24 protein-coding genes are annotated in these 24,849 nt (G+C 66.0%); 9 read left to right on the top strand and 15 right to left on the bottom strand.

Annotated elements, in window-relative coordinates:
- The first annotated feature begins 51 nt into the window (after positions 1-51).
- A complete protein-coding gene (locus JOF56_RS33805; protein WP_209643501.1) occupies positions 52-1,029 on the top strand; it encodes an ABC transporter substrate-binding protein in 978 nt (325 codons plus the stop codon).
- Here JOF56_RS33805 and JOF56_RS33800 read toward each other — a convergent pair.
- The 3 genes from JOF56_RS33800 to JOF56_RS33790 all read right to left on the bottom strand — a co-directional run bounded on the left by JOF56_RS33800 (position 1,026) and on the right by JOF56_RS33790 (position 3,807).
- On the bottom strand, positions 1,026-2,048 hold the full coding sequence (locus JOF56_RS33800) for a FecCD family ABC transporter permease (protein ID WP_245378496.1): 1,023 nt from the start codon (positions 2,046-2,048) through the stop codon (positions 1,026-1,028). The two genes, JOF56_RS33805 and JOF56_RS33800, sit on opposite strands and share 4 nt — an antisense overlap.
- Positions 2,045-3,025 (bottom strand): FecCD family ABC transporter permease, encoded by a 981-nt coding sequence (locus JOF56_RS33795; RefSeq protein ID WP_209643500.1) that lies wholly within the window; start codon positions 3,023-3,025, stop codon positions 2,045-2,047. The genes JOF56_RS33800 and JOF56_RS33795 overlap by 4 nt, the downstream gene beginning before the upstream one ends.
- 71 nt (positions 3,026-3,096) lie before the next feature.
- Positions 3,097-3,807 carry an NAD(P)-dependent oxidoreductase gene (locus JOF56_RS33790; RefSeq protein ID WP_307855378.1) on the bottom strand — a complete coding sequence of 237 codons (711 nt, stop codon included), beginning with the start codon at positions 3,805-3,807 and terminating at the stop codon, positions 3,097-3,099.
- A gap of 84 nt (positions 3,808-3,891) precedes the next feature.
- Between JOF56_RS33790 and JOF56_RS33785 the strand changes: the two genes are divergently transcribed.
- From JOF56_RS33785 to JOF56_RS33770, 4 genes are all read left to right on the top strand, one after another.
- On the top strand, positions 3,892-4,575 hold the full coding sequence (locus JOF56_RS33785) for a TetR/AcrR family transcriptional regulator (RefSeq protein ID WP_307855377.1): 684 nt from the start codon (positions 3,892-3,894) through the stop codon (positions 4,573-4,575).
- A 73-nt stretch (positions 4,576-4,648) separates the two neighbouring features.
- Positions 4,649-5,425, top strand: a complete 777-nt coding sequence (locus JOF56_RS33780; RefSeq protein ID WP_209648478.1) for a transposase — start codon at positions 4,649-4,651, stop codon at positions 5,423-5,425.
- A gap of 88 nt (positions 5,426-5,513) precedes the next feature.
- The gene (locus JOF56_RS33775) at positions 5,514-6,263 is read left to right on the top strand and encodes a dienelactone hydrolase family protein (protein WP_209643499.1); all 750 of its coding nucleotides are present in this window, start codon (positions 5,514-5,516) and stop codon (positions 6,261-6,263) included.
- 66 nt (positions 6,264-6,329) lie between these two features.
- Complete coding sequence (locus JOF56_RS33770) at positions 6,330-7,910, top strand: long-chain-fatty-acid--CoA ligase (RefSeq protein ID WP_209643498.1); 1,581 nt, start codon at positions 6,330-6,332, stop codon at positions 7,908-7,910.
- Here JOF56_RS33770 and JOF56_RS33765 read toward each other — a convergent pair.
- Genes JOF56_RS33765 through JOF56_RS33755 form a run of 3 tightly spaced genes read right to left on the bottom strand, consistent with a single transcriptional unit; the run spans position 7,874 to position 10,966 of the window.
- Complete coding sequence (locus JOF56_RS33765) at positions 7,874-9,406, bottom strand: tripartite tricarboxylate transporter permease (RefSeq protein ID WP_209643497.1); 1,533 nt, start codon at positions 9,404-9,406, stop codon at positions 7,874-7,876. The two genes, JOF56_RS33770 and JOF56_RS33765, sit on opposite strands and share 37 nt — an antisense overlap.
- A 9-nt stretch (positions 9,407-9,415) precedes the next feature.
- Entirely contained in the window at positions 9,416-9,928 is a 513-nt protein-coding gene (locus JOF56_RS33760) for a tripartite tricarboxylate transporter TctB family protein (protein ID WP_209643496.1), read from the bottom strand.
- Between the two features lie 33 nt (positions 9,929-9,961).
- On the bottom strand, positions 9,962-10,966 hold the full coding sequence (locus JOF56_RS33755) for a Bug family tripartite tricarboxylate transporter substrate binding protein (RefSeq protein ID WP_209643495.1): 1,005 nt from the start codon (positions 10,964-10,966) through the stop codon (positions 9,962-9,964).
- A gap of 157 nt (positions 10,967-11,123) precedes the next feature.
- Between JOF56_RS33755 and JOF56_RS33750 the strand changes: the two genes are divergently transcribed.
- Both JOF56_RS33750 and JOF56_RS33745 read left to right on the top strand, forming a co-directional pair.
- Positions 11,124-12,035, top strand: a complete 912-nt coding sequence (locus JOF56_RS33750) for a LysR substrate-binding domain-containing protein (RefSeq protein ID WP_209643494.1) — start codon at positions 11,124-11,126, stop codon at positions 12,033-12,035.
- A 2-nt stretch (positions 12,036-12,037) separates the two neighbouring features.
- Positions 12,038-13,450, top strand: a complete 1,413-nt coding sequence (locus JOF56_RS33745) for a hypothetical protein (protein WP_209643493.1) — start codon at positions 12,038-12,040, stop codon at positions 13,448-13,450.
- On the opposite strand, the gene JOF56_RS33740 is transcribed toward JOF56_RS33745, so the two are convergent.
- Together JOF56_RS33740 and JOF56_RS33735 are read right to left on the bottom strand one after the other, a co-directional pair.
- Positions 13,447-14,331 carry an SAM-dependent methyltransferase gene (locus JOF56_RS33740; protein ID WP_307855376.1) on the bottom strand — a complete coding sequence of 295 codons (885 nt, stop codon included), beginning with the start codon at positions 14,329-14,331 and terminating at the stop codon, positions 13,447-13,449. The genes JOF56_RS33745 and JOF56_RS33740 overlap by 4 nt on opposite strands.
- Positions 14,332-14,422: 91 nt before the next feature.
- On the bottom strand, positions 14,423-15,628 hold the full coding sequence (locus JOF56_RS33735) for an oxygenase MpaB family protein (RefSeq protein WP_209643491.1): 1,206 nt from the start codon (positions 15,626-15,628) through the stop codon (positions 14,423-14,425).
- 126 nt (positions 15,629-15,754) lie between these two features.
- Between JOF56_RS33735 and JOF56_RS33730 the strand changes: the two genes are divergently transcribed.
- Both JOF56_RS33730 and JOF56_RS33725 read left to right on the top strand, forming a co-directional pair.
- Complete coding sequence (locus JOF56_RS33730; RefSeq protein WP_209643490.1) at positions 15,755-16,405, top strand: TetR/AcrR family transcriptional regulator; 651 nt, start codon at positions 15,755-15,757, stop codon at positions 16,403-16,405.
- A gap of 48 nt (positions 16,406-16,453) precedes the next feature.
- Entirely contained in the window at positions 16,454-17,818 is a 1,365-nt protein-coding gene (locus JOF56_RS33725) for a sulfatase family protein (RefSeq protein WP_209643489.1), read from the top strand.
- On the opposite strand, the gene JOF56_RS33720 is transcribed toward JOF56_RS33725, so the two are convergent.
- The 7 genes from JOF56_RS33720 to JOF56_RS33690 are packed head-to-tail and all read right to left on the bottom strand — an operon-like array spanning position 17,781 to position 24,827.
- Complete coding sequence (locus JOF56_RS33720) at positions 17,781-18,488, bottom strand: methyltransferase (protein ID WP_209643488.1); 708 nt, start codon at positions 18,486-18,488, stop codon at positions 17,781-17,783. The two genes, JOF56_RS33725 and JOF56_RS33720, sit on opposite strands and share 38 nt — an antisense overlap.
- 17 nt (positions 18,489-18,505) lie before the next feature.
- A complete protein-coding gene (locus tag JOF56_RS33715) occupies positions 18,506-19,273 on the bottom strand; it encodes a cyclase family protein (protein WP_209643487.1) in 768 nt (255 codons plus the stop codon).
- 12 nt (positions 19,274-19,285) lie between these two features.
- Positions 19,286-20,200 carry an aminotransferase class IV gene (locus JOF56_RS33710; protein ID WP_209643486.1) on the bottom strand — a complete coding sequence of 305 codons (915 nt, stop codon included), beginning with the start codon at positions 20,198-20,200 and terminating at the stop codon, positions 19,286-19,288.
- A complete protein-coding gene (locus JOF56_RS33705) occupies positions 20,197-21,798 on the bottom strand; it encodes an FAD-dependent monooxygenase (RefSeq protein WP_209643485.1) in 1,602 nt (533 codons plus the stop codon). Before JOF56_RS33705 ends, JOF56_RS33710 begins: the two co-directional genes overlap by 4 nt.
- Positions 21,795-22,997 carry a tryptophan 2,3-dioxygenase gene (locus JOF56_RS33700; protein ID WP_209643484.1) on the bottom strand — a complete coding sequence of 401 codons (1,203 nt, stop codon included), beginning with the start codon at positions 22,995-22,997 and terminating at the stop codon, positions 21,795-21,797. Before JOF56_RS33700 ends, JOF56_RS33705 begins: the two co-directional genes overlap by 4 nt.
- The gene (locus JOF56_RS33695; protein WP_307855375.1) at positions 22,981-24,126 is read right to left on the bottom strand and encodes an aminotransferase class V-fold PLP-dependent enzyme; all 1,146 of its coding nucleotides are present in this window, start codon (positions 24,124-24,126) and stop codon (positions 22,981-22,983) included. Before JOF56_RS33695 ends, JOF56_RS33700 begins: the two co-directional genes overlap by 17 nt.
- Complete coding sequence (locus tag JOF56_RS33690; RefSeq protein WP_209643483.1) at positions 24,123-24,827, bottom strand: tryptophan 2,3-dioxygenase family protein; 705 nt, start codon at positions 24,825-24,827, stop codon at positions 24,123-24,125. Before JOF56_RS33690 ends, JOF56_RS33695 begins: the two co-directional genes overlap by 4 nt.
- Between the last annotated feature and the right edge of the window lie 22 nt (positions 24,828-24,849).

The raw sequence follows: 24,849 nt of genomic DNA, 5'->3' as shown, positions 1-24,849 counted from the left end.
CGGGAATTCGGGGAAGATGGACACATGTCCACGGCTGCCCAGGGAGGAGCCATGCTGTTGCGCAGGCGGACGTTTCTGGCGGCGATCGGCGCCGCAGCCTTGGCTTCCAGTGGATGCGGGCCGGGCACGCAGTCACCGGCTCCCGGCCCTGGGGCGACAAAGCCGGTCACCCACCCGTACGGCAAGAGCGAAGTCCCGATATCCCCGAAACGAGTGATCGCGCTCGATCCAGGGCAGGCGTTGCAGATCGCTCTCGAGCACGGGATCCCGTTGGTCGCTTCGGCAACGCTGGACGCCAACCCGCCCGTGCCGCCGTACCTGCCGGCGCCCGCTCACCCGTTCGAGCACTTGGGGTTCGGCCAGGTGGACATCGAGAAGCTCGCGACGTTCGGGCCGGACCTGATCATCGGCAACACCGCGTCCCTGCAGGACAAGTATCCCGCGGTGTCCGGTCTGGCCCCGACTGTCGCCTACGCGAACACCCGCGACAAGGTCGAGTGGTACGACGCGGCGCTGACGGTCGCCGACATTTTCGGTGTGCGCGATGCCCAGCAACGCAAGCTGGACGAGTACCGTGCTCGCGCGTCGGAGTTTCGGGAACGCAACAAGCAGGTACTCACCACGAGAAAAGTCGCGTTGCTCAGGTTCACCACCGACGAGCTCAGAATCATCACCGACTCGGTCATCTTCCCGTCACGTGTGCTCACCGACGCGGGAGTCCAGCGCACGGCGTCCAGCGCGCCTGCCAAGGCGGGTGACACGTACACAAGGCTGTCGCCGGAGCAGGTCGGAGTGCTCGCCGACGCCGATGTGATCATCCATTTCACCGGCGGCGGAGCGTTCGAAGGCGGCCAGGTCACCTCTACGTTCGTCAAGTACACCAGCGGTGACTTGTGGAAGCGGTTGCCCGCGGTGCAGGGCGGCAAGGTGTTCGAGGTGCCGAGGACGTCATGGTGGGACGGCGGCTCGACGTCCGCGGCCAGTGCGATGCTCGCCGATCTCGACCAGATCATGCCGAAACTGGGTTAGCGCCACCGGGTGCCCAGCACAATGGCCAGGTACAGCCCGCCGAGTGCGCCCGTGGCCACTCCGGCGGGCAGGTCACCGGTCGGGAACACCTGCTGGCACGCCAGATCCGCGCCCAGTAGCAGGATTGCACCGACCAAGCCCGAAGCAATCAAGCTGGGACCGGCAGCATGGACCATGCGCCGCGCGATGTGCGGAGCGGCCAAGGCGATGAACGCGATCGGCCCGGCGCTGGCGACCGCGGCACCGGTGAGGCCCACGGCGATCACGAACAGGACTGCCCTGCTGCGTTCGGGGGCGACGCCAAGGCTCGCGCTGGTGTCGTCGCCCATCTCCAGCAAAGTCAGCCGCCTGGACATCAGAAGTGCCGCCGGTATCAGCGATCCGGCCGCGACCGTCGCGATGGTGACGTGCTCCCACGTCCGGTCCAGCAGGCTTCCGGTCAGCCACACCGCAGCACGGTAGGCGTCGTTCAGCTCGGCCGTGATCAGCAGATACCGGTTCAGCGCGGTGAGCAACGCGGCGATGCCGATACCCGCCAGGACAAGCCGATAGCCGATGACACCGCGGCGGTAGGCGATCAAATAGACCACCGCCGCGGTGGCGAAGGCACCGACGATCGCGCCACCGGCGACCGCAGAAGCGCTCGCACCGAAGACCAGGATCTGCAGGAGCGCTCCGGTCGCGGCACCGCCCCCGAAGCCGAGGACATCCGGGCTGCCCAACGGATTGCGGGACAGGCTTTGAATGATGTCACCCGCGACACCGAACATGACACCGACGAGCACCGCCGTAAGCACCCGTGGCATGCGCACTGTCCAGAACACGTAGTCGATGCCTTGAGGCCCAGGGTTTCCCACCAGCATCGTGAGTACTTGCCCGACCGGGATCTCGAATTTGCCGACGGTCAGTGCGTATCCGCAGAGCACTGCGAGCAGGATCGCGAGCAATGCCGACATTGCGAACGCGCGCAGTGAATAGCGCACCGACAGGCCGGCGACCCGCACGACCCGTGTGGTCATGCGGTGGCTCGTTTCCTGCGGATGAGGACCACGAAGAAGGGAGCGCCGACAATCGCTGTCATGATCGATACCCGGAGTTCGCCCGAGGGCAGGACCACCCGGCCGAGGATGTCCGCCAGCAGGACCACGATCGCGCCGATGACAGCCGAATAGGGCAGCAGCCACCGTTGGTCGGCGCCCGTGACCGGCCGGGCCAGATGCGGTGCCACGAGTCCCACGAACGCGATCGGCCCGGCCGCCGCCGTCGCCGAACCGGCGAGCAGAAGTACCGCGACACCGGTCAGTACTCTGGTCCGGGCAATCCGGACACCAAGGGCGCCACCGATTTCGTCGCCCAGTGCGAGCGCGTTGAGCGCCGGGCCGAGCAGCAAAGCCAGCACGACTCCCACGGCGAGCAATGGTGCGAACTGGCCGGTGACCGTGAGATCCGGTTTGGCGACGTCCCCGACGATCCAGAACCTGTACTCGTCGAAAGCCTTGGGGTCAAGGAAGATGATGCCCTCGGTGCACGCGACCAACGCCGCACCGACCGCTGTGCCGGCAAGAACCAGTCTGACCGGCGCAGTCGTGGGTGGCCCGGCAGTACCGATCAGATAGACCAGCGCGGTGCTCACCATTGCACCGAGGAACGCGAACCAGACATACCCGGAGAACCCAGCGACACCGAACCCCACCACAGCGACCAGTACTCCGAGCGCAGCACCTGCATTGACCCCAAGAATGCCCGGATCTGCGATCGGATTGCGCGTCAATGACTGCATCAACGCACCGGCAAGGCCAAGCGCGATCCCCGTGCAAACACCGAGCAGGGTGCGAGGCATTCGCAGATCGTGCACGATGACAGCCGCATCGCTGCGATCGTCGGCGAACAGCACACGCAGGGCAGAACCGACACCAACCGGCTGAGCACCGACAAGCAGGCTCCCGATCGCGGCAAGGCCAAGAACAGCAATTGCCGCCACGAGCGGGAGAACCATTCGCTTGACCACGTGCCCCCTGAGTGCAGGCCGACCCGTTCAATTCAGCCAGTTCGACGCGGCCGGCGCAATCAGGCGGGTTTGCCTGCGTGGGCGAGGGCGGACGGGGTCAGCCGGCCGACGATGGCTGGAGCCTGGTGGATGAGGCTCTCGTCTGTGACCGCTTCGACCATGAACTGGGCGTAGTCCACGCGACGGGTCATGTTGCTGGCCAGGACTGGGTCGCCCACGTGCCGGCTCCATACTGGCAGGCCCTGACTTTCGCCCTCCTCCAGGTCGCTGCCCCGCACGACTGTCCAGCTGGTGTCACTGGCGAAGATCCGTCGGCACGCTTCCACCTGGTCGTCGATGTCCACGACGCGGAGAAGTTTGGCCAGCCGTCCGAACGCGGCCGCATACAACAGGAACTTCCGGGAGTACACGTCCTTGCCGTCCCGGGTGATGTGCCAGCCGCATGAGAACACCAAACGGGCGCCTGGACGTGCGTAGTCGAGCACAGCCTGGGCCGTACCGGAGGAATAGTGCTTCCTCCCCCACGGCACCAGCACCGTGAGCACGGCGTCGCACCCGTCGACCGCACGCGCGATGACGGCACGGTCGTTGGTCGGTCCGGGGATCACCGTGATCTGTCCCTCGAACTCGGCGAGCTTGGGCACGCTCTTCTCCCGGCACACGCCCACGACCTCGTACCCGCGGTCCAACGCGTGCCGCACCATGTAGCGCCCGAGCCTCCCGGACGCTCCGATAACGCATAACTTCTGATTCCCGCCGATCGATGCCACGACTCTCTCCTCGGTTCGCCACCCTTACGCCGTAAGGTACAACCTTGCAGTGTAAGGTTGTCAAGTCTCAGACAGGAGGACTACGTGGCCACGGAGCCGGCCGGCACATCGCGCCGCAACTCGCTCAGCAAGGAGATGGTGCTTCGTACGGCGGTCGCGTTGGCCGACGAGGACGGCACCGGTGTGCCGAGTACGCGCAAGCTGGCCAAACAGCTCGGCGTCGAGGCCATGTCGCTGTACCACCACTTCCGCAACAAGGACATGATCCTCGACGGCATGGTCGACCTCGTCTTCAGCGAGATCGAGCTACCGGCCGGCGACACCACCGGCACCGACTGGCAGGCCGCGATGCGGCAGCGGGCCGTCTCGATGCACGACGCTCTGATCCGCCACCCATGGGCGGTCAGCCTGATGGACTCACGGACAAACCCTGGTCATGCGACTCTGCGCCACCACAACGCGGTGATCGGCTGCCTACGGTCGGCGGGCTTCTCGATCGCCGGTGCGGCACACGCGTTCTCGGTGCTGGACAGCTACATCTACGGGTTCACCCTCCAGGAGCTCAGCCTGCCCTTCCAGCCCCCGGCCGGCCTGGAGGACGTGGCGGGCTCGATCCTGCGTCAGCTGCCCCGCGACGAGTTCCCGCACCTCGCCGAGATGATCGCCGGCCACGCCCTGAAACCCGGTTACGTCTACACCGAGGAGTTCGGCATCGGACTCGACCTGATCCTCGACGGCCTGCGACACCGGCGCGAAAGCTGGCAGTGAACCCGGCGGCGCCGGACGATGAGGACTAAAGGTTGTCCCGTAATGGCGGGAACCGTTGATCGTTGATCATGGTGTGGAGCAGGTGATCAGGGCGGACCGGCCCGGGTGGGTGTCGGTGTTCACGGGTTTGTCGGTCCGGCAGTTTCAGGAGTTGGTGGGCATTGTGGCCGGTCGGGGTGGTGAGCAGGTCGGTGTTGGCCGGCGCTGGGGCCTGCCGCTGACCGACCGGGTGTTGCTGACTGCGGTGTACTACCGCACCAACCTGACCTTCCGGCAGATCGCGTTGCTGTTCGGGATCTCCAAATCCGCCGCCAACCGCGTTGTGGAGCACGTCGCGCCGCTGCTGGTGCTCCCGCCGGTGACCATCCCGCACAGCCCCCACACTGTTCTGATCGTGGACGGCACGCTGGTCCCCACCCACGACCGCAGCGTGTCCGCATCCAGCAAGAACTACCGATACTCGGTGAACATGCAGGTCGTCATCGACGCCAACACCCGCAGGGGTGTCGCGGTCGGGAGCACCATGCCGGGCAACCGACACGACAGTCGGGCATATCGGGACTCGGGCGTGGACCAGCAGTGCGTGGGCGCGAACGTGATGGCCGATGGCGGCTACCTGGGCAACCCGGAGGTGATCATCCCGTACCGCAAGCCGGGTAAGGGACGCAGCCTTCCCGTGTGGCAGGAGGATCTGAACACGGTGCACAAAAGCATCCGTGCTCGGGTCGAGCACGCGTTGGCGCATATGAAGTCCTGGAACATTCTCCGTAACTGCCGACGTAAAGGCGACGGCGTCTGGTATGCCCTGCGTGGCGTGGCCCAGATGCGCAACCTGGCCATGACCTGCTGATCGATCCACATCACACCTGGTGGCGGGCACTGGTCCACCACCGACCTACACCCAAGATCATTACGGGACAACCTTTAGATTCGCAAGCATGCGAACCTCAATGGTCGACGTGCCGACCGAAGACGGCGTGGCCGATTCGTATCTTGTTGTCCCGGAAGGGGATGGTCCGTTCCCTGGTGTCCTGTTCTTCGAGGACGCGTTCGGGTTACGGCCCAGGCTCTTGGAAATGGCCGAGCGGATCGCGGCCGAGAAGGGCTACGCCGTACTGGCGCCGAACATCCTCTACCGCGGCGGCCGGTGCCCGCAGTTCGACCTGGCCGGAATGGACGATCCCGCCCAGCGGGGCCAGATCTTCGGCAAGATCATGCCGTTCATCCAGCAGCTCACCGCGGCCGCGATCGCCGCCGACACCCAGTCCTATCTGGACTTCTTCGCCGCTCAGCCCGGCGTGGACGCGGGCGAAGTGGTCGTGATCGGCTACTGCATGGGTGGCACCAACGCCCTGCGTGCCATCGAAGCGCATCCGGACCGCATCAAAGCCGTGGCCGGTTTCCACGCCGGCCGCCTGGCCACCGACGACGCGGACAGCCCGCACCTGAGCGTCGGCAACATCACTGGTGAGGCCTACTTCGCCCACGCCGACCAGGACCACGCGATGTCCGCGGAGCAGATCAAGGTCCTGGAGGCAGCCCTCGACAAGGCCGGCGTGCGCTACACCTCCGAGGTGTACGAAGGCGCGGAGCACGGGTTCACCATGTCGGACACGGCCGCCTACCACGCGGAAGGCGAACGCCGGCACTGGGACAACCTGTTCGCTTTGCTCGACCGCGTGAGTTAGTCCCACCAGCACCGCCTCCGCGATGGTAAGAATAGAACCTGTTCTACTCTTGCTGGAGGAGTGTGGATGAGCGTCCCGACGGTCACCGACCTGCTGCTGGCCCGCGCCGAGGACGACCATCGCGGCCTGTGCTTCGAGGACGAGACATATTCCTGGGCCGAGCACGTGCGGGCCTCGGCATGCCACGCGGCTGCCCTCCGGGCGGCGCTGCGCTGGGATGTACCGCCCCATGTCGGCGTTCTGGCCGACAACGTGCCGGCCTTCTCGTTCCTCCTGGGCGCGTGCGCGTTCTCCGGCGCGGTGCTGGTCGGGCTCAACCCCACCCGGCGAGGGGAAGCCCTCGCGCGGGACATCCGGCTCGCGGATTGCCAGCTTGTGCTCGCCGAGCGCAAGCACCTGCCGCTGCTGGCCGGGCTGGATCTGGACGGTATCGACGTGCGCGAACTGGAGTCATGGACGACGCCCGCCACCGCACCGCTCGATCCGGTCCCGGCATCCGCCGACGACCTGCTCATGCTGATCTTCACCTCGGGCACCAGCGGCAACCCGAAAGCCGTGCGCTGCACGCATGGCAAGATCGCGTTCCCGGGCTGGATGCTCGCGGACCGCTTCAGACTCTCCGCGTCGGACACGGTCTACGTGTCCATGCCGATGTTCCATTCCAACGCCATCATGGCGGGCTGGGCCGTCGGGCTCGCGGCAGGCGCGAGCGTCGCCCTGCGCCGACGGTTCTCCGCCTCCGGTTTCCTGCCCGACGTACGGAAGTTCGGCGCGACCTACGCCAACTATGTGGGCAAGCCACTGTCCTATGTCCTCACCACTCCCCCACGCCCGGACGACGCGGACAACCCACTACGCCTCGTCTACGGCAACGAGGGAGCCAGCGCCGACCTGACCAAGTTCGAACAACGCTTTGGCTGCAAGGTCATCGACGCCTTCGGCTCAACGGAAGGCGGAGTGGGCTTCGCCCGCACTGACGACACGCCACCCAATTCACTCGGCAGACCCACCGACGACGTGGCCATCCTGCACCCGCACACCGGTCTCCCCTGCCCACCGGCCGAATTCGATCCCGACGGCCGCCTGCTCAACGCCGAAGAAGCAGTCGGCGAACTGGTCAACACCTCCGGCGCCGGATGGTTCGCCGGGTACTACCGCGACCCCGATGCCGACGCGGAACGGTTACGTGACGGCCGGTACCACACCGGCGATCTCGCCTACGCCGACACCGAAGGATTCTGCTACTTCGCCGGACGGCTCGGCGACTGGCTCCGCGTCGACGGCGAGAACCTCGGCACAGCCCCGATCGAGCAAATCCTGTTGCGGCACCCCGCAATCACCGACACCGCCGTCTACGCCGTGCCGGATCCCGTTACCGGCGACCAGGTGATGGCCGCCATCGTCACCAACGGGACACCGCTGGACCCAGCCGACTTCGGCCGGTTCCTCGTCGGCCAGCCGGACCTCGGCCCCAAACAGATCCCCCGGTACGTCCGCACAATGCGCGAGCTACCCCGCACCTCGACGTTCAAGGTCCTCAAACGGCAACTGTCCACCGAAGGCCTGAACTGCCCCGGCACGATCTGGACGCGATCCGGCCAGGACATCACCTACACGGTTCTGTCCTCAGCGGACGATTCCGGCTGAGCGGTCACCGGCCCGCCCTTCCTGCGGCGGATTACCCTGCGCAGCAAGGGAAGTAAGGCTACTAGGACGACCAGGGCGAGAACCGTGCCTGAGATCGGGCGGGTCAGGAAGCCGGTCGGGTCGCCGCCGAAGATCAGCAGGGACTGCCGTGCGGAGCTTTCGATCAGCGAGCCGAGGACGAACGCGAGCACCAGCGGGCCGGGCTCGAACCCGAACTTCTTCATCAGGTAGCCGAGCAGGCCGAAGGCGGCGACCAGGAAGATGTCGTAGACCTGGTTGTTGACGGTGTAGGCGCCGAGCAGGGTGATGAGCACCGTGATCGGGGCGAGGACGCCGGGGCGGACCCGCAGGATCCGCACGAACAGGCCGACCATGGGGATGCTCATGATCAGCAACAGGATGTTGCCGATGTACATCGAGTTGACCACGCCCCAGAAGAGGTCGGGGTGCTCGGTGACCAGCTGCGGCCCTGGCTGGACGCCCTGGATGAGCAGCGCGCCGAACATGAGGGCCATCGTCGCGTTCGCCGGGATGCCCAGGGTCAGCAGCGGGATGAACGACGACGTGGCCGCCGCGTTGTTCGCGGTCTCCGGCGCAGCCACGCCTTCGATGGCGCCCCGGCCGAAGCGATCCGGTTGCTTCGCACGGCGTTTCTCCACCGCGTACGCCACCAGCGAGGACAACGTCGCGCCACCGCCAGGCAGCACACCGAGAACGAACCCGATCACCGAGCCTCGGCCGATCGCGCCTTTCGCCTCGCCGAGGTCCTTGCGGGACGGCCAAACGTTGGTGACTTTGGCCGGCGCGTGCACCTGATGATGCCGTTGCTCGATGTTGTAGAGGATCTCGCTGAGACCGAACAGGCCCATGGCGATCGGGATGAAGTCGATGCCCTCGGCCAGATTCAGGCTGCCGAAGGTGAACCGTTCCGCACCGGTGAAGGTGTCCCGGCCGACTGTCGCGAGGAGCAGGCCCACACACGCCGCGATGATCGCCTTGAGCCTGTGGCCGTTGCCCACTGTGGAGATCAGCAGGACGCCGAGGATCCCCAGCGCCGCGTACTCCGGCGGGCCGAAGTCGAGTGCGAAGCTCGCGACGAGCGGGGCCAGGATGGTCAGGGCGATGACCGAAACGGTCCCGCCGATGAAGGAGCCGATAGCCGCGATGCCCAGCGCGGTGCCGGCCTTTCCCTTCCGGGCCAATGCGAATCCGTCGAACACGGTCACCACTGAGGACGCCTCACCGGGCAGGCGCAGCAGGACCGACGTGATCGTGCCACCGTACTGGGCGCCGTAGAAGATGCCGGCCAGCATGATGATCGCCGACACCGGCTCGATGCCGTACGTGATCGGCAGCAGGATCGCGATCGTGGCGCCGGGACCCAGCCCCGGGAGCACGCCGATCAGCATGCCGATGATGACACCTATCAAGCAGTAGAGCAGGTTGCCCGGTTCGAGCACGACGCCGAAGCCGTCGAGGATCGGGGAGATGTCCATGTGTCCTCTTCAGACCAGGCGGGGCAACGGGATCTGCAGCAGCACGACGAACAGCAGGTAGAGCACGGCCACAGTGCCGACGCTGAGCACGATCGCCGACCGCCACGATTCCCGGCCCAGCCAGCGCAGCCAGACGAACATGAGCAGCAACGACGGGATCTCGAACCCGATCAACGGAAGCAGCACGGCGAGCAGGATGAGCGTCACCACGGCGAGACCGGTGAGCAGGCTCGCTTTGGAGAACTGCTCGGCGTCCTTGGCTGTCCGCCCTACAAAGACAAGCACAGCCGACAGCACGACGATGACAACGCTGATGGCAAACGGCCACAGGCCGGGACCGGGCTGCGTGAGCCGCCCGAGTCCCAGCCCGCTGGACACGACCACCCCGAAGACACCGACGGCGCACGCGACCAGAGCCGCACCGACCTGGGCGGCAGCGCCCGCCGGCGGTGGGCGTTCCTCGGCCAGATCGGCCTGTAACCGTTCAGCGTCAATGGGCTCGTCAGCAGACGACTCGGCCATGCTCACTCCCTTGTGGCGGCAGGCAAGCGGAGGTCAGCCGGCCAGGCTGATGCCGAATTCGTCCAGCTGCTTGCGGTACTTCGCGGAGTCGCCCTGCAACGAGCCGAGGACGTCCTGTGGGGAGACCTCCATCGGCGTGAGTGAGTTCTCCTCGTTGAACTTCTTGTACTCGTCGGTGGTGAAGGTCTTCTTGGCGGCGTCGAGCAGACGGGCCTTGGCATCCTCGGGCGTGCCCTTCGGCGCGGTGAGGAAGCGGTACTGGGTCACCTGCACGTCGAAGCCCTGTTCCTTGGCAGTCCGCACATCGGGCAGGAAGGCGACACGTTGCGCCGAGAACACTGCGAGCGGAACCAGTTTGCCCGCCTTGATGTTCTCGATCCCCTCACCGATCTGCATGGTCGACACGTCGACCTGGTTGCCGAGCAGAGCCGTCAGCGCGGGCGCCCCACCGTCGAAGGGCACGGCCGTCGCGGTGATCCCGGCCGACTTGAACGTCAGCGCGGACGCCAGCTGGGCGCCGGTTCCGACGCCGGTCGTGCCGTAACGGACCGTCTTGCCGGACTTCTTCAGATCCTCAATGGACTTGAAGCCGGACTGGGCACTGGTCGCCATGACGTAGTCGTCCCGGGAGATACCGGTGATCACGTCGAACTTGTCGATACTGGTCGCCTCGGCGGCGGACACGGTCAGCGGCGTGATGGTGAACAGCGACGCGTTCTGCACCGCGACCTTGTAGCCGTCGGCCGGGGCGCCCTGGAGCTCTTTGGCGTTGAGCGCGCCGTTGGCACCGGGCTTGTTGACCACCGGCATGGCGACGCTGAGCTGCTTGCTCATGCCCATCGCCAGCGCCCTGGTGATCAGGTCCGTCGAACCGCCCGCGGACGATCCGACGCTGAACTGGACATTGCCCTTCGGATAGCTCTGTCCCCCGCCACCCGACGAAGTCGTCTTGACGTCACACGCCGTCAGTGCAATCGCGGCCGATGCCCCGAGGGCACACACGAGGACACGGCGACGGATGGACCCAGATGTCAGCATCGACTCTCCTTCGTGCGGGCGGCCGCGCGGTTTTCCGCTGGAACACAAGGCATCCGCTGAACGGATGACCGTTTTCCATAAATACCGGAGATTAGGGAAAGGTTTTCATGGCGTCCAAACCCAATTCGGCATCGGGTGATACCTTTCGGGCATCGTGATGACGCTCGACCAGATCAAGGCTTTCGTGGCGGTCGCCGAGGAACTCCACTTCGGCCGGGCAGCGCAACGGTTGCGCATGACGCAGCCACCGCTCAGCCGCCACATCCAGAAGCTGGAGCGCATCGTCGGCGTGGCCCTGCTCAAACGCGACAGCCAGCGTGTCCTGCTCACCGACGCCGGACGAGCCTTCCTGGAGGAGGCCCGGCGCATGCTCACCCTGGTCGACACGGCCAGCGACCGGGCCCGCCGGATCGCGAGCGGCGCGGCCGGGACAGTCCGGCTCGGCTTCACAGCCGTCTCGGCCATCAGCACGCTCGGTACATTGCTCCGGCAACTCTCGGAGCACCTACCCGAGATTGACGTGATCCTGCACGAGCGGGTCACGGCCGGACAGGTCGACGGCGTCCTGCGCGGTGAACTCGACCTGGGCCTGGCCCGCCCGCCCTTCAACGTCAGCAGCATCGACTCCCGAGTGGTCTTCCGCGAGCCACTGTGTGCCGTGCTTCCCGTCGGCCACCCGCTCACCACACTCGATCGCGCCCTCACCCCGGACGACTTCGACGGCCAGCCGATCGTCAGCTACAACCCAGGCCAAGCCCGCTACTTCCACGAACTCACCGTCCAGTTCCTCACCAACGCCCATCCCCGGATCGAGCAGCAGGTGCACCAGATCCTCACCGCCGTGCTGCTCGTGGCGGCCGGCCGTGGCGTGGCGCTCGCTCCGGCCAGCGCACGATCCTTGGGCATCAACGGAGTCGTCTTGCGTGACCTGATCCGGGGCGGCAGCGATCCGCTCAACGGCAACAGCGGCGTGGCAGGCAAACCGGTGGAACTACACGCCATCTGGGACCGTGGCTCGACCAATCCGGCGCTCTGGCGCGTTCTCGATCTGCTGCCCAGCCTGGACTGAGCGTGTACAAGGAGAAGATGGCTGTGCCGGCGTACTTCGAAGTGGCCCATCATTCCCAGGAGCTCGAGGTGGGCGCGGGCGTTCCGATAGGCGGCTACGGCTGGGGCGTCGACCGGCGGACCAACGGTCGTGTCACCAGTCCGTTGATGGTGAACTGCGTGATCATCGTTTCACCACAAGGCCGGCGGATCGCGTTGATCCAGGTGGACGTGATCAGCATTCCGCATCCGGTGTACGAGCAGATTCGCGATCGGATGATCGCGCACGGCGTGGTCAGCGAGGCGAAAGACCTCATCGTGGCGCAGAGCCATACCCACTACGGCCCGATGGTCGGCGGGAAACCTGATCCCGAGGTTCTGCTGGGCTCCCCGGAAGCGGTCGGCGACACGAACGCCTACACCACCAAGTTCGTGGACGACGTCGTGAACACGGCAATCGGTGCAATGACGAAGCCGCTGACCGAAGTCACCCTCGGATTCGCCGAAGGCCACGCGGAAACAGCCAGCAGCCGTCTCGATCCACAACTGCCGTGGGGCACGTGGGCGCCTCGCGAAGTTCCAGTCCTGGTGGCTCGCCGCGCAGGTGACGACGAGCTTTTCCTGGTGCTCGTCGGGCACGCCTGCCACCCGGTGTGCGCCGAACGGATGTCACCCGACCTGGACGCCGACTTCTGCGGCCGGCTGGTCGCCGACATCCGGCAACGGCTGGGTGTACCCGCGATCTTCTTCCAAGGCGCGACGGGTGACGTGGACCCGCTGCCTGCGCCTGAGGGCGTGAACCGGGCGGCGTTCGTGGGAAAACTGCTGGCAGACGCCGTGGTCGCGACGGTCCGCGACGCCGTGTTCTCCCCCATCTCCGGTCCCATCACGACCGCCATGGAAACGGCCCCGCTGCCGTACGCCGTGAACTTCCGTGACAGTGCGGAGGTCGCCGAACTCCAGCAGAAATACCAGGATCGCGTTGACGAGAACGACCAAGGCGAGGTGGGACAGGCCGGGGTGCGGCACGCCCGCAAGATGCTCAAGGAGCTCGCCGACGGCAACCGGCCCAAATCAATGCCGATGACCGTGCAGAAGATCGATCTCGGCGGCCTGACGATTCTCGCGCTGTCGCACGAGGTGCTCAGCGGTTACCACGCCAGCACCAAACTGGAGCACCCTGACCAGCGGTTATGGATCATGGCGTACGCCAACCACGTCGACTGCTACGTGCCGGCCAGCGATGTGCTCTGGGCGGGCGGGCACCTGGAATCAGGCTGGCAGGACGACCCGAGGATGGTCGGCGTCGGAACGTACTCCCATTCGTACTCCATGCTCTCGCCGTTGGCGTCCTCGCCGGATCGGAGCAATCCCAGGGACGAACGCGGAGTCGAAGGCGTGGTGGTCAAGTACATCAACCGAGTACTCGGGAATTAGGGCTTGCGCGCGACCGCACCGAGGGCAAGGCGTTGCACCGGGTCCTGCTCCTTGAGCCTGGGGCCGTCGGGCCACCAGTCGGACACCGCGACCAGGCCGGGCTCGACCAGTTCCAGCCCGTCCAGGTAGGACAGGATCTCTGTGCGGCTGCGGAAGTACCCGAGGCCGACCGAACTGTTCTGGTAGATCTCGCGCAGTTCGGGCGTGAACGAGCCGTCTTCCGGGTCGTATGCGTGCGCAAGCACTATGTAGGACCCGGAAGGAATGCGGTCGGCGTAGCCCGCGATGATCTCCGCAGGTCGCCGGGTGTCGCTGACGTACTGGACGGTGCCGACGTGAAAGACGGCCACCGGCTCGGACAAGTCCAGGTACTTGCGCACGTCCGGGTGCTCGAAGACCTGATTGGGGTAGCGGAAGTCCGCCTCGACGGAATGTGTCCGGTCGTTGTCGGCCAGCAGCGCCCGGCCGTGTGCGATCACGACCGGATCTGTCGCCGTGTACACGACCGTCGCCTCGCGGTTCAGGCGCTGAGCGACCTCGTGGGTGTTCTCGTCATTGGACAGTCCGGGCGCGCAGTCCAGGAACTGGTGGATGCCCGCGTCGCGGGCGAGGAACCGCGTCACCCGGCCGACGAACGACCGGACGTCCCAGGCCAGGTCGCCCAATGCCGGCGCACGTTCCAGCAGCCGGTCCCGGACATCCCGGTCGACCTGGTAGTTGTCCTTGCCGCCGAGCAGAGCGTTGAAGATCCGCGCGACATTCGGGCGATTGGGATCAATGGCAGACGGAGATTCGCGGTTGCCCTCGAAATCCGCCACCTGAACCCGCCTAGGACGTACGTACTTGAGCTTCTCGATCACCCCCAGGGTATGCGATCGCACACTGCCGCGATACATGGGGCATCGCTGACCTGCTGCCATACGCCTCACGGGTGGGGCACGGCCGGCCGCGCCCCACCCTGGCAAACGGGCTTCAGGACGGGCGGTTCATGTCGGGGATCTCGATGTTGATCTGCCGTCCGCCGGAGAGATAGAACAGGATGTACTTGCGGATCGCGTCGTCGATCGTCCGGGTGATCTGCGGGACCAGTGGCAGCGGAATGAGGTTCTCGCGCAGCGCCACCCAGACCGGGAAGCCGGTGCCCACGAGTGGGTCCAGCAGGAACTCGCGGGGAATGGCGGCCATCCCGGCGACCCGGTCGCCGACTATGTGCCGGGCGAGGGAGTTGACCAGCGGGCGTGTGCTTCCGTCCGGCGTGATTCCCTTGGCGGAGATGGTCAGGATCTTGTCGGCCAGGTCGACGCCCTCCCGGGTGGTGGCCAGGACCGGGTCGAGGACCTGCTTGGACTGGGCGTCGGCCGCGTCCCACGAGGCCGGGATGTATTCGTCCTTGATGCCCAGCATGTGCGCGGTCACCTGCCAGATGTGCAGGAACGCGGCGGACTCGGCGGAGCCGATCCGCACTCGCCACTCGGTGAGCTTGCGCATGACGTAGGTGGGCAGGGTGTGCCAGGTGACCAGCATGTCGTTCTGGCTGATCGGGATCTGGCCACCGTCCTTGGGCCAGTGCGGGGACTGCGGCAACAGGTGCCGTACGGCGGCGTGCACCAGCCGGGTCTTGACCGCGGTGACGATCATGCGGCCGTCGGGCCGGTAGGCGTTCGGCTCCTGCAGGTCGTATCCGAGCTTGCCTGTCTTGGCGGCGCGGTCTTTCAGATCCGCGCCTCCCTTGGAGTAGTAGACCGCACGCGCCTCATTCGGGATGGCGCAGCTGAGCATGCCGCCGCCCAGCCCGTACAACAGGATCAGATAGGTCCCTTTGGTCGTCACGAAGTCGGCTGCCCGGTCCAGCTTGGCCTGATCGGCCCACGCGGGCAGCCGCCGCGCCTGTTCCATGAACGCCCGCAGGTCCTCCGGCAGCCCGGCCGGCAACGGCTGATCGTTGCGGGTCCAGGTCCGCAGCAGCCGGTTGACCTCTCCCACCAGGCCCCGGTCGAGAATCGAGGCGACGACCGGATCGGCCTCGGGATCCCACACCCACCGGGGATCGGCTCCTGCCCCCGCACCGGCCACCGAGCCGCTCGGGCTCCATGCCCAGGCCGACGTGCCCAACGCGCCGAGCGCTCCCAGCGCCCCGCCACTCACGATCAACATCTTGCGTCTGCTGAGTCCGTCCATCCTCGGAACTCCTCCTTGAGTCCTGCGGACCTACGTTGATACCGTGATACAAGATGTGTTACTGCGTATCTTTCTAGAAGAGCACGACGCAAGCGGCGGCACCAGACCCCATTGGCGGATTTTCCGATGACAACTTCGGGCCCGGAATCGTTGCTGGAGCGTGCCTTCATCGATGCCGTCGAACGCGCGGGCGACTCGGACGAGATCACCACACGTGTCCTGGACGGCGCGTACGAGCAGTTCTGCCAAATGGGCATCCGGCGATCCACCATGGAGGACGTCGCCCGCCGGGCCGGGGTTTCCCGAATCACCGTCTACCGCCGGTTCGCCACGAAGGACGCCCTGGTCGAGCAGGTCGTACGGCGCGAGTTCCGCCGGTATTTCGACGAGTTCCTCGCCAACATCAAACAGGCCAGGACGGTTGCCGATCGGATCGTGCTCGGCTTTGTCAGCTCGCTGCAGGCCATCCGGCGCAACCCGTTGATCGGCGGGCTCATGGCCGTCGAACCGGATGTTCTCGTTCCCTACCTGGTGGGCGGCGACGGACTGACGCTGGCCGCAGTGCAGCGATTTGTCGCAGGCCAGCTCCGCTTGGAGCAACGCGCCGGAAACGTGTCCGCAGACGTGAGTGTGGAACTCGTCGCGGAGCTCATGGCCCGTATTTCCGCGTCCTTCCTGCTTACCCCCAGCCACGTCGTCGACCCTGACGACGATGAGCAGATGCGTTCCCTGGCCCGCCAGTTCCTAGTACCCATGCTGGGCGATCACCCCCATTAGGCTGGTGGCACTGGGGTCTGGGGATGACCTGCTGGGAGGAGCTTTCGCGTGCGCGAGATTTCACGCCGCAGTGCCGGTGCGCTGGCCGGTGCCGCACTTGCCAGTACAGCGCTGCCTGCTGAGGCTGGATCTGTTGAGGCAGGGCAGACGAAGAAACCCAATGTGCTGGTGATTCTGGCCGACGACCTGGGCTGGGGGAACCTGAGCTGTTACGGCTCACCGAACATCAGCACACCGAACCTGGATGCCCTTGCCACACAAGGAATCCGGTTCACCGACGGCTATTCGGCCGCGGCGGTGTGTTCGCCGACGCGCTTCGCCTTGTACACCGGGCGTTATCCGGGGCGGTTACCTGGCGGCCTGGCCGAACCGATCGCGCAGCCCAATGAACTGGAAGGGCTTCCCGCAGATCATCCGACGCTGGCGTCTCTGCTGCGGCAGGCCGGTTACTCCACAGCGATGTACGGCAAGTGGCACTGCGGGTATCTGCCGTGGTACTCCCCCGTCCGCTCCGGCTGGCAGGAGTTCTTCGGCAACTTCGCCGGGGGCCTTGACTACTACTCGAAGATCAGTACCAACGCCACGCACGATCTCTACGAAGGCGAAGTACCGGTCGAATCGCTGGACTACTACACCGACACGCTGACCGAGCGCGCGGTGTCGTACATCAAGCGCCCGCACACTTCACCGTGGTTGCTGAACCTGAACTACACCACCCCGCACTGGCCGTGGGAGGCGCCGGGCGACGTCGCCACGAGCCAGGAACTCACCGCGCGGGTGAAGACCGGGGACAGGCTCGCCCTGGTGCACCTCGACGGCGGCTCGCTGGACATCTACCGCCGAATGGTCGAAAGCCTCGACGCAGCGGTCGGCCAGGTGCTGCGCGCACTGCAGCAGTCCGGCCAGGAACGCGACACACTGGTGTTGTTCATCAGCGACAACGGCGGGGAGCGGTTCTCGTATCACTGGCCGTTCTCCGGAAACAAGGACGAACTGCTCGAAGGCGGCATCCGGGTTCCCACGATCCTGCGCTGGCCCGCCAAGATCCGCGGCCACCAGACCAGCCGTACTCCCGTGATCACCCAGGACTGGACGGCGACGATCCTGGCCGTCGCAGGCGCGCAGCCCGCACCGTCGCATCCGCTCGACGGCTTGAACCTCGCCGACCATCTGTGGAGCGGTGCCCCGGCACCGACGCGCGACCTGTTCTGGCGCACCCGCAGCCAGGCCGCATTACGCCGGGACCGTTGGAAGTACTATCGCTCGCCGGCAGGTGAGTACTTGTTCGACCTCGGCACCGACGAACACGAGCAAGCCAACCTCGCGAAGAAACAACCCGCGCTGGTCACGACTCTGCGCACCCGGTGGGACGAGATCAACAGCGGCCTGCTCCCCTACCCGCCGCGGGTCTGATTTCCAGCAGCTGGAACTCGATGGTGATCTCGGTCTGCCGTCGCTCCGAGCGAAGCAGGCTGATCTCCAGCCCTGCCTGGGCGCACAGCCTGCGCAGGGCCGTCCAGTTGCCGAGATCGGTGAACCCGAGCAGGAGCCGCCCGTTCTCGGTCAGGTGCCGTGGCGCGTCGTGCAGGTACCGGCGGTGCGCCACGTAACCGGGGTCGAAGAAGGCGTGGTGCAGGTCGGTGTCGTTGACGAAGTCCCGGCGCATTTCGACGAAGTTGGAGTTCCAGAAGATCATGTCGAACCGGTCCCCGGGCTGCAGCTCGTCGAACAGATCGCTCTGCAGCACTCGTACCCGGTCCTCGACCGCGTGCAGTTCGGCGTTGTGCCGGGTGTTCTCCACTGCCGCCTGGCTGATGTCGAGCGCGGTCACGGCGTCGCAACCGGACAGTGCCGCCATGACCGCGGTCACGCCCGCGCCCGACCCGACTTCAAGGAATGTGCCGCCCTGTGGATACGGCAACCACTCGGTGAACAGCCCGGTCACCGGGGTATAACACGGCGCGAAGACCCCTTCCAGCAGCTCCCACTTGCGGTCAAGGAGCGTGAACTCGGTCGGTCGGCCGCGGGTCTCCCGGTTGCGTTCGAAGAGCGCCTGTGCGCGCGAGGCACTGCGTTCGTCCATTGTGGCGGGTCCTTTCGCTAGTGGCGCTCGACGAGTGCGAGAACCCTGGTGGGGCTGCCGGATCCGCCGACGATCGGCAGCGGCGAGGCGATCAGGACCGCACCCTGCGGCGGCAGCAGCCGAAGGTTCTGCAACTGGGTGAGCCCGTACTTGTTGGCTCCCTGCATGTGCCAGTGGCACGGGTACGGCTGGTCCTCGAAGGTCCCGGCCAGACCGGCGTCCGTGCCGACCGTCTCCACCCCGACGCCGACCAGCGAGGTCTCCTCGGCCAGCCAGTGCGCGCAATCCGGTGCTATGCCAGGAGTATGGCCCTCGTTGAGAAACTTCTCCCTGGCACCGACCCGGCTGTCCCAGCCGGTCCGGTACAGCAACCAGCCATTCTCCGGCAGGGCGCCGTGTTCCCGTTGCCAGTCTTCGATGTCCTTCTGCCGCAACAAGAAGTCCGGGTCAGCCTCGGCCTCGGCAGAGAAGTCGAGCACCGCCGCGGGGCCGACCAGCCGGGCGGGCGGGACCTGGGACACATCGTCGAACTCCTTGCCGGACAACCAGTGCACCGGCGCGTCGAAGTGCGTGCCGGTGTGCTCCGACAGCCGGATGTTGTTCCAGTAGACCACCGGGCCGGCGGCGTCGTACCGGCTGATCACTTCCCGCTCGAACGGCCACGGCTGGCCTCGGTCGGCCGGCAGCTCGATGATCGGAGTCTCCTCCGACAACGGCGCCGTGAGGTCGATGACCTCGATTGCCTGTGACTTCAGTGCGGCCACCAACGCACCCAGAACAGACACACTGCCTCCTACCTAGTACACCGGGGTTGTCCACTGCGGGTGCCCGAGCACGGCGTTCCCGTACAGCTGCTGAAGCTTGCCGGTCAGCACTCCGGGCGTCCCGGTACCGATCGGCAGCCGGTCGACCGAGGTGACCGGGAGGATCTCGGCCATCGTTCCGCACAGGAATATCTCGTCGGCCACGTAGAGCTCGGTCCGGTCGATGGCGCGCCGCTCCAACTGCAGCCCGAGCTCGGTATGCGCGATCTGTTCCACTGTGGCCACTGTGATGCCTTCCAGCACCCCGCTGGTTCCAGGTGGCGTGACCAGCTTGCCGTCCCGGACCATGACGACACAGGCACCAGGCGACTCGGAGACCGTGCCGTGCTGGTTGAGCAACAGCGTGGTCTCATAGCCATTGCGGACCGCCTCGTGCTGGGCGAGCCGGCTGTTGTGGTAGTTCGCGCCTGTCTTGATTCGCGGCGGCATCGAGTCGTCACTGATCCTGCGCCATGACGAGATGCACGCGGCGACCCCCTGCGAGTAGCCACGTGAACGCGGCATCGGCGTCGCCGTGATGTGCACACCGGTGTGTTCGGTGTGGTTGAGCGGATCGAAGTTCACGCCTTCGTCGAAGTACGCCACGACACAGGCATGCACGTCCTGGTGCCAGTCGTTGGCCTTGATCAGCGCGATGACCGCGGCGGTGATGTCGGCCGCGGTGTAGCCGATCTCCATCCGCAGCGACCGCATCGACCGGCCCAGCCGCGTCAGATGTTCCTCGACCCGGAACAGATACAGCTGCTTGTCGTCTTCGTTCCAGTAACCACGCAGACCCTCGAACACGTTGGCGCCCCAGAAGGCGCCTTGCGACCGTGCGTGCAGGACACATTGGTCCCACGGCACAATCTCGCCGTTCTGCCAGGCGAAGCCGGGTGGCACTGTCATTGGGGAACCTCCTGCTGGACGTGAGCGTCGATGCCGTCCGAAGCGCGGCGCAACACCTCCGCGAACCGCGACGCGTCAGCTGCGTTCCCTGTCGCCGCGACGTGCCCGTCCGGCCGGATGAGGAACCACGTGCCATCCGTGGCCCCATAGGACGCCCGGAGCTTGGAGTCCTTTTCGTACACAACAGTGACATCGTCAGGAAGGCCCTGCGGCTGCACGCCGTCTGGGAGCACGAGCACAGAGCGCGTCGGCAATGCTTCGTGCGCGAACCTGACCGCCGCGGCAGGGTCACTACCGAAGTAGAGGCCGACGAAGTCATGGCCGAGCAATGTGCGGAGCCTGACCTTCCTGGTATCGATGATCACCTTGCCGTCCGGCGCGAAGGAACCCAAGACCGGGCTGTCTCCGGGTGGTTCGACGATCGGCGACTCGCGGTAGACGTGGGGCTCAGCCATCCGGCCGCTGTTGACATGGCGGCGCAACGACTTCACGGGTGGTGCGAGGAACAAGAGGGTGTTGCGGAGCATGTGCTTCCACCGGCTGGGCGGCACCATGAACCGGATCGTGGCCTCGGTGATCCGCAGGTTCTCCTCGGCCGCCGCGTACCGCTCGGTGTGGTAGGTGTCCAGAAGGGACTCCCGGGCCTTGCCCGCCAGCACCAGCGCGAGTTTCCAGGCCAGGTTGTCGGCGTCCTGGATGCCGCTGTTCATCCCCCGGGAACCGTACGGCGGCAGAGCGTGGGCGGCGTCACCGGCGAAGAAGATCCGGCCGACCTTCAGCCGATCGACGACCCGCTGATGGAAACGGTAGGTGCTCAACCAGTCGATCTCGTACGGAATGTCACCGATGACAGCACGGATACGCCGGTCGAGCCGTCCATCCCGTTGCTCGGCCTCGATGTCCGCGTCCGGCGGAAGCTGCCAGTCGATGCGCCACACGTCGTCCGGCTGAGGATGCATCACCAGCTGCCGGCCGGGGTTGAACGGCGGGTCGTAGTGGAAGTGACGTTCCTTGGCCAGCGGCAGCACAGCCTTGATGTCCGTGATCAGGAACCGGTCCTTGTGGCTGTATCCGGTCCACTCGACACCGACTATCTCACGCAACGTGCTGCGTACTCCGTCACACGCCACGAGATAGGCGAACCGGTTGTCCTTCCTGCCATGCTGCGTCTCTGCCAAGACTGTGACACCGTCTTCATCCTGGGACACGGCGGTGACGTTGTGACCCCACCAGACTTCGGTGAGCGGGTTCGCCTCCACGCGTTCCAGCAGAACCTGTTCGATGCGGTACTGGGAGATGTTGTGGAACGGCCCGTACCCGACCGGGATGTCGAACTCGGTCCGGCGGATCTCCTTGCCCCGCACATAGGTGTGGCCGATGTGCCAGCGCACGCTCTCGTCGGCGACCTGCTTCGCGCAGCCGACCTTGTCCAGGATCTCCAGGGCGTCCCCTTGGATGAGGCACGCTTTCGACCCTTGCTTGAGCAACTCCGGACGCGTTTCCAGGATGACGCTGCGAACACCGAACGACGCCAGCCGCAACGCGGCGACCAGGCCGATCGGCCCCGCTCCCACGATCCCGACCGGGGCCACGGTCATGACGGTTCCCCCTTGCCATCCTTGGCTTCGATTCCCGGGAACACCGGGATCTTGCGAACGGAGTCGAGATACGGGGTTCCCTCGGTATAGCCGGTTCCACTGCGGTTGCCGAGCATGCGGACCGCGAGGCTGTAGTGGGTCTGCCGCCATTGCAGGAGCGTCTTGGCGAACGCGTGCATCGCGGTCTCCAGCTCCGCACGGGCAGCCGGGTCGAGCTTCCCGCCGGCCGCCGCGTCCTGGATGACCTCGTCAAGGGTGGCCTGTCCGGCGAGCACCCGGTCACGGACCTCGGGCACGGACAGATACGCCGCGGAGTCCAGTCGCGACTGGTCCGGAACCCGGCACAGTGACTCGATGGTCTTGTAGTTGCGTGACTGGATCGCGCTGGCGCCTTCGGTGTACATCCGGAATCGCTGGAACGAGGCGACCTGTGTGGTCGCCAGCAGCGAGAACAGCCGGGCTGCTTCGTCCAGTGCGGTCCTCGCCGACTGCAGGCAGCCGACCGCCGAAGCGGGATCGCCTGCCGAGATGGCGGCGACCGCGGAACGCAGGCAGACCGAGAGCAATGCGAACGTGGTCTCGAACGACTGCAATACCCGGATGAACATGTACTCGTCGTGCGAGACATAGACAGGAAGGTTGCTCAGTGTCAGCATCTGCTGCTCGGCCGCCGACCGGTCCGCTTCGACGAACGCGCACAACTGCCGTGCCGCCTCTTCCGGATCGTCGGCCGTGATGTGCTTGGCCGCCCCGAGCCGGTCGAGCAATGGCTGCACGGCGCGGATTCCCAGCCGGTAGCGCTTGGACACGGTTTTCGCGTCCGGCCGCTGCTCGGGAAACCTGTGGGTGTTGCCGTCGGCGACGTCCAGTTCGAACCGCAGTGTGTCCGCGATCAGCTGGACGACGAGCCGGTCACGTTGCCGGGCCGCGGTTTCGGTGTCGATATCGCGGCTGGCCCCGGGCAGCGGGAGAACCCCGAGGGAAAGATAGGTCTGGTAGTCGTAGCGTTCGTCCCATTTGTCGAGCGCGGTGTCCAGGAAGCTTTCCAGCACACGCACGGTGGTGCGTACACGGTCCAACGCCTCCATCAGATCGGCGGACACGAAGTGCTTGCCGACCCGGTGGAACTCCTCGACGATCGCCTCGTACGGGAATCCTGCGACCGTCAGCCCGGTGAGCCATTCATCCAGTTCCTGCATGGTCAAATCCCCCGGAGGTGTTCTGGTTCTCGCGGTATCTCTTGATCTCTTCGCAGACGGCGTGCACGTCGTCGCGGTTGTTGTAGTAGTGAAAGGAGATCCGGCCCACGTCGCCGCGCGGGCTGATCACGATCCGCCGGGCGGCCAGCCACCGCGCCAGCTCTGCCGGATCCCGGTCGAGGAGTGCGACGTGCGCGCCCCGGCCGGCCGGATCACGCGCGGCCCGCACCTGTTCGCCTTGTTCGGCAAGCAGTTCCAGCGTACGGCTGACCAGATCGGTCACGTGTGCGCGTACTTCATGTGGGTCGAGTTCACTGATCAGGCCCAGCCCCGCGTTCGCCGCGTACAGCGCGGGAACCGGTGGGGTGCCGGTCTCGAACCGGCGTGCGTGGGCTGGGAAGTCGAGCTTGCGTGGATCGAACAAGAACGGGTCTGCCCGGCCGAACCACCCGGTCAACTGCGGCGGAAGGTCATCCGCCTGTCCTGAACGGACATACAGGAACGCCACTCCCGGCAAGCCCAGCAAGTACTTGTTCGTGCCTGCCACCAGGAAGTCGCAGCCGATCTCGTCGACGTCGACCGGTTCCACACCGACGGCCTGGTAGGCGTCGACGAAGACCCGGGCGCCGACGGCGTGCGCGGCCGAGACCACGTCGGCCACCGGCATCCTGGTGCTGTCCAGATACGTTGTCATCGGGACTGAAACAAGCGCGGTGCGTTCGTCAATCACATCGGCATAGTCGCTGCCCTCGACATGTACGACCTGCGCTCCGCGCGGCCACTGCGCCAGCCAGACGTGCGAGATCGAAGGAAACTCGGTCAGTGTCGTGACGAACCGGCGGCGTTCCGAAAGATCCACTGTGGACGCTACTTGGTACGCGCCCACAGAGGCATTGGGAACCAATGCTATCTGATCGTAGCGGGCGCCGATCAGATCGGCGAACCGCTGCCGCACCAGGCCGGTCTGGATCTCGAAGTCGTGCCACGGCGCGCCTTGCTCTGCCATCGCGTCGAGCATGCCGGCCAGGGCGTCGTCCAGCGCCTCCGACCGCGCGCCAAGGCTGCACGTGGCCAGATGCGTGGTGTGCCCGAGCATCGGGAACCGGGCACGGAACTCCGCGGCGTTCACGAGTGAGCCATCGGTCCGGTCTCGGTGAGCTCGGTCCGTACCTGCCACAGCTCGGGGAAGAACTTGTGGGTGATGAGTTTGGCGAGCGTGTCGACCGGTGTGCCCTTGGTGCCGACGACCTGGTGGCCGATGATCCTGGTCGCCACCTTGTAGTGCACCGTGCGCCACACGCAGACCCGCTCGTCCCACTCCACCATCGCCTCTGCCAGCCGGTAGAGCGCGGTGTCCGGATCGCCGCGGTAGAGCTCCCCGAGTTCCACATCGTGCTTGAGCAGCAACGCGCCGAACTCGTCACCCAGATTCCGCGACACCCGGCGGACGGTCTGCCAGCCGGGTGATTCGAAGCCCGACCCGTGCCCCAGGACCGTGCGGATCAGCTGGAAGTCCCACGGTGAAAGATGACGCAGCATCTCCAGTTGCTCGGTGACGAGTCTCATGCCGAGCGAGGCACGCGCGAGCAACCGGCTGGCCGTGTCCAGTTCGTCCCGGCCGATCCGCGTGACCGCCTCCTGCACCTCCGAACCCGCCAGCTTGAGCCACAGTTCGGTGGACTGGTGGACGATCTGGAACAACAACTCGTCCCGGTGCACGACCTGTTCCGGTGTGCGCTGCAACGAGAGCAGCACGCCGGTACGCATGTAACGGGCGTAATCGTCGTCCCCGTCCCCCTCCAGGACAGGCGTCGAATAGTCCGTGGACACAGATCCTCCCCGTTGCTCGCCG

Source organism: Kibdelosporangium banguiense (assembly GCF_017876405.1).
GTDB lineage: Bacteria > Actinomycetota > Actinomycetes > Mycobacteriales > Pseudonocardiaceae > Kibdelosporangium > Kibdelosporangium banguiense.
This window is presented reverse-complemented; position numbering and strand designations above follow the sequence as displayed.

Bases quoted from the DNA above. Each gene is read 5' to 3' on its own strand.
- JOF56_RS33800 (WP_245378496.1), bottom strand. From the start codon at position 2,048: ATGACCACACGGGTCGTGCGGGTCGCCGGCCTGTCGGTGCGCTATTCA.
- JOF56_RS33770 (WP_209643498.1), top strand. From the start codon at position 6,330: ATGAGCGTCCCGACGGTCACCGACCTGCTGCTGGCCCGCGCCGAGGAC.
- JOF56_RS33805 (WP_209643501.1), top strand. From the start codon at position 52: ATGCTGTTGCGCAGGCGGACGTTTCTGGCGGCGATCGGCGCCGCAGCC.
- JOF56_RS33765 (WP_209643497.1), bottom strand. From the start codon at position 9,406: ATGGACATCTCCCCGATCCTCGACGGCTTCGGCGTCGTGCTCGAACCG.
- JOF56_RS33720 (WP_209643488.1), bottom strand. From the start codon at position 18,488: ATGGACGAACGCAGTGCCTCGCGCGCACAGGCGCTCTTCGAACGCAAC.
- JOF56_RS33735 (WP_209643491.1), bottom strand. From the start codon at position 15,628: ATGGACGGACTCAGCAGACGCAAGATGTTGATCGTGAGTGGCGGGGCG.
- JOF56_RS33710 (WP_209643486.1), bottom strand. From the start codon at position 20,200: ATGACAGTGCCACCCGGCTTCGCCTGGCAGAACGGCGAGATTGTGCCG.
- JOF56_RS33775 (WP_209643499.1), top strand. From the start codon at position 5,514: ATGCGAACCTCAATGGTCGACGTGCCGACCGAAGACGGCGTGGCCGAT.
- JOF56_RS33760 (WP_209643496.1), bottom strand. From the start codon at position 9,928: ATGGCCGAGTCGTCTGCTGACGAGCCCATTGACGCTGAACGGTTACAG.
- JOF56_RS33730 (WP_209643490.1), top strand. From the start codon at position 15,755: ATGACAACTTCGGGCCCGGAATCGTTGCTGGAGCGTGCCTTCATCGAT.
- JOF56_RS33795 (WP_209643500.1), bottom strand. From the start codon at position 3,025: ATGGTTCTCCCGCTCGTGGCGGCAATTGCTGTTCTTGGCCTTGCCGCG.
- JOF56_RS33750 (WP_209643494.1), top strand. From the start codon at position 11,124: ATGACGCTCGACCAGATCAAGGCTTTCGTGGCGGTCGCCGAGGAACTC.
- JOF56_RS33705 (WP_209643485.1), bottom strand. From the start codon at position 21,798: ATGACCGTGGCCCCGGTCGGGATCGTGGGAGCGGGGCCGATCGGCCTG.
- JOF56_RS33755 (WP_209643495.1), bottom strand. From the start codon at position 10,966: ATGCTGACATCTGGGTCCATCCGTCGCCGTGTCCTCGTGTGTGCCCTC.
- JOF56_RS33700 (WP_209643484.1), bottom strand. From the start codon at position 22,997: ATGCAGGAACTGGATGAATGGCTCACCGGGCTGACGGTCGCAGGATTC.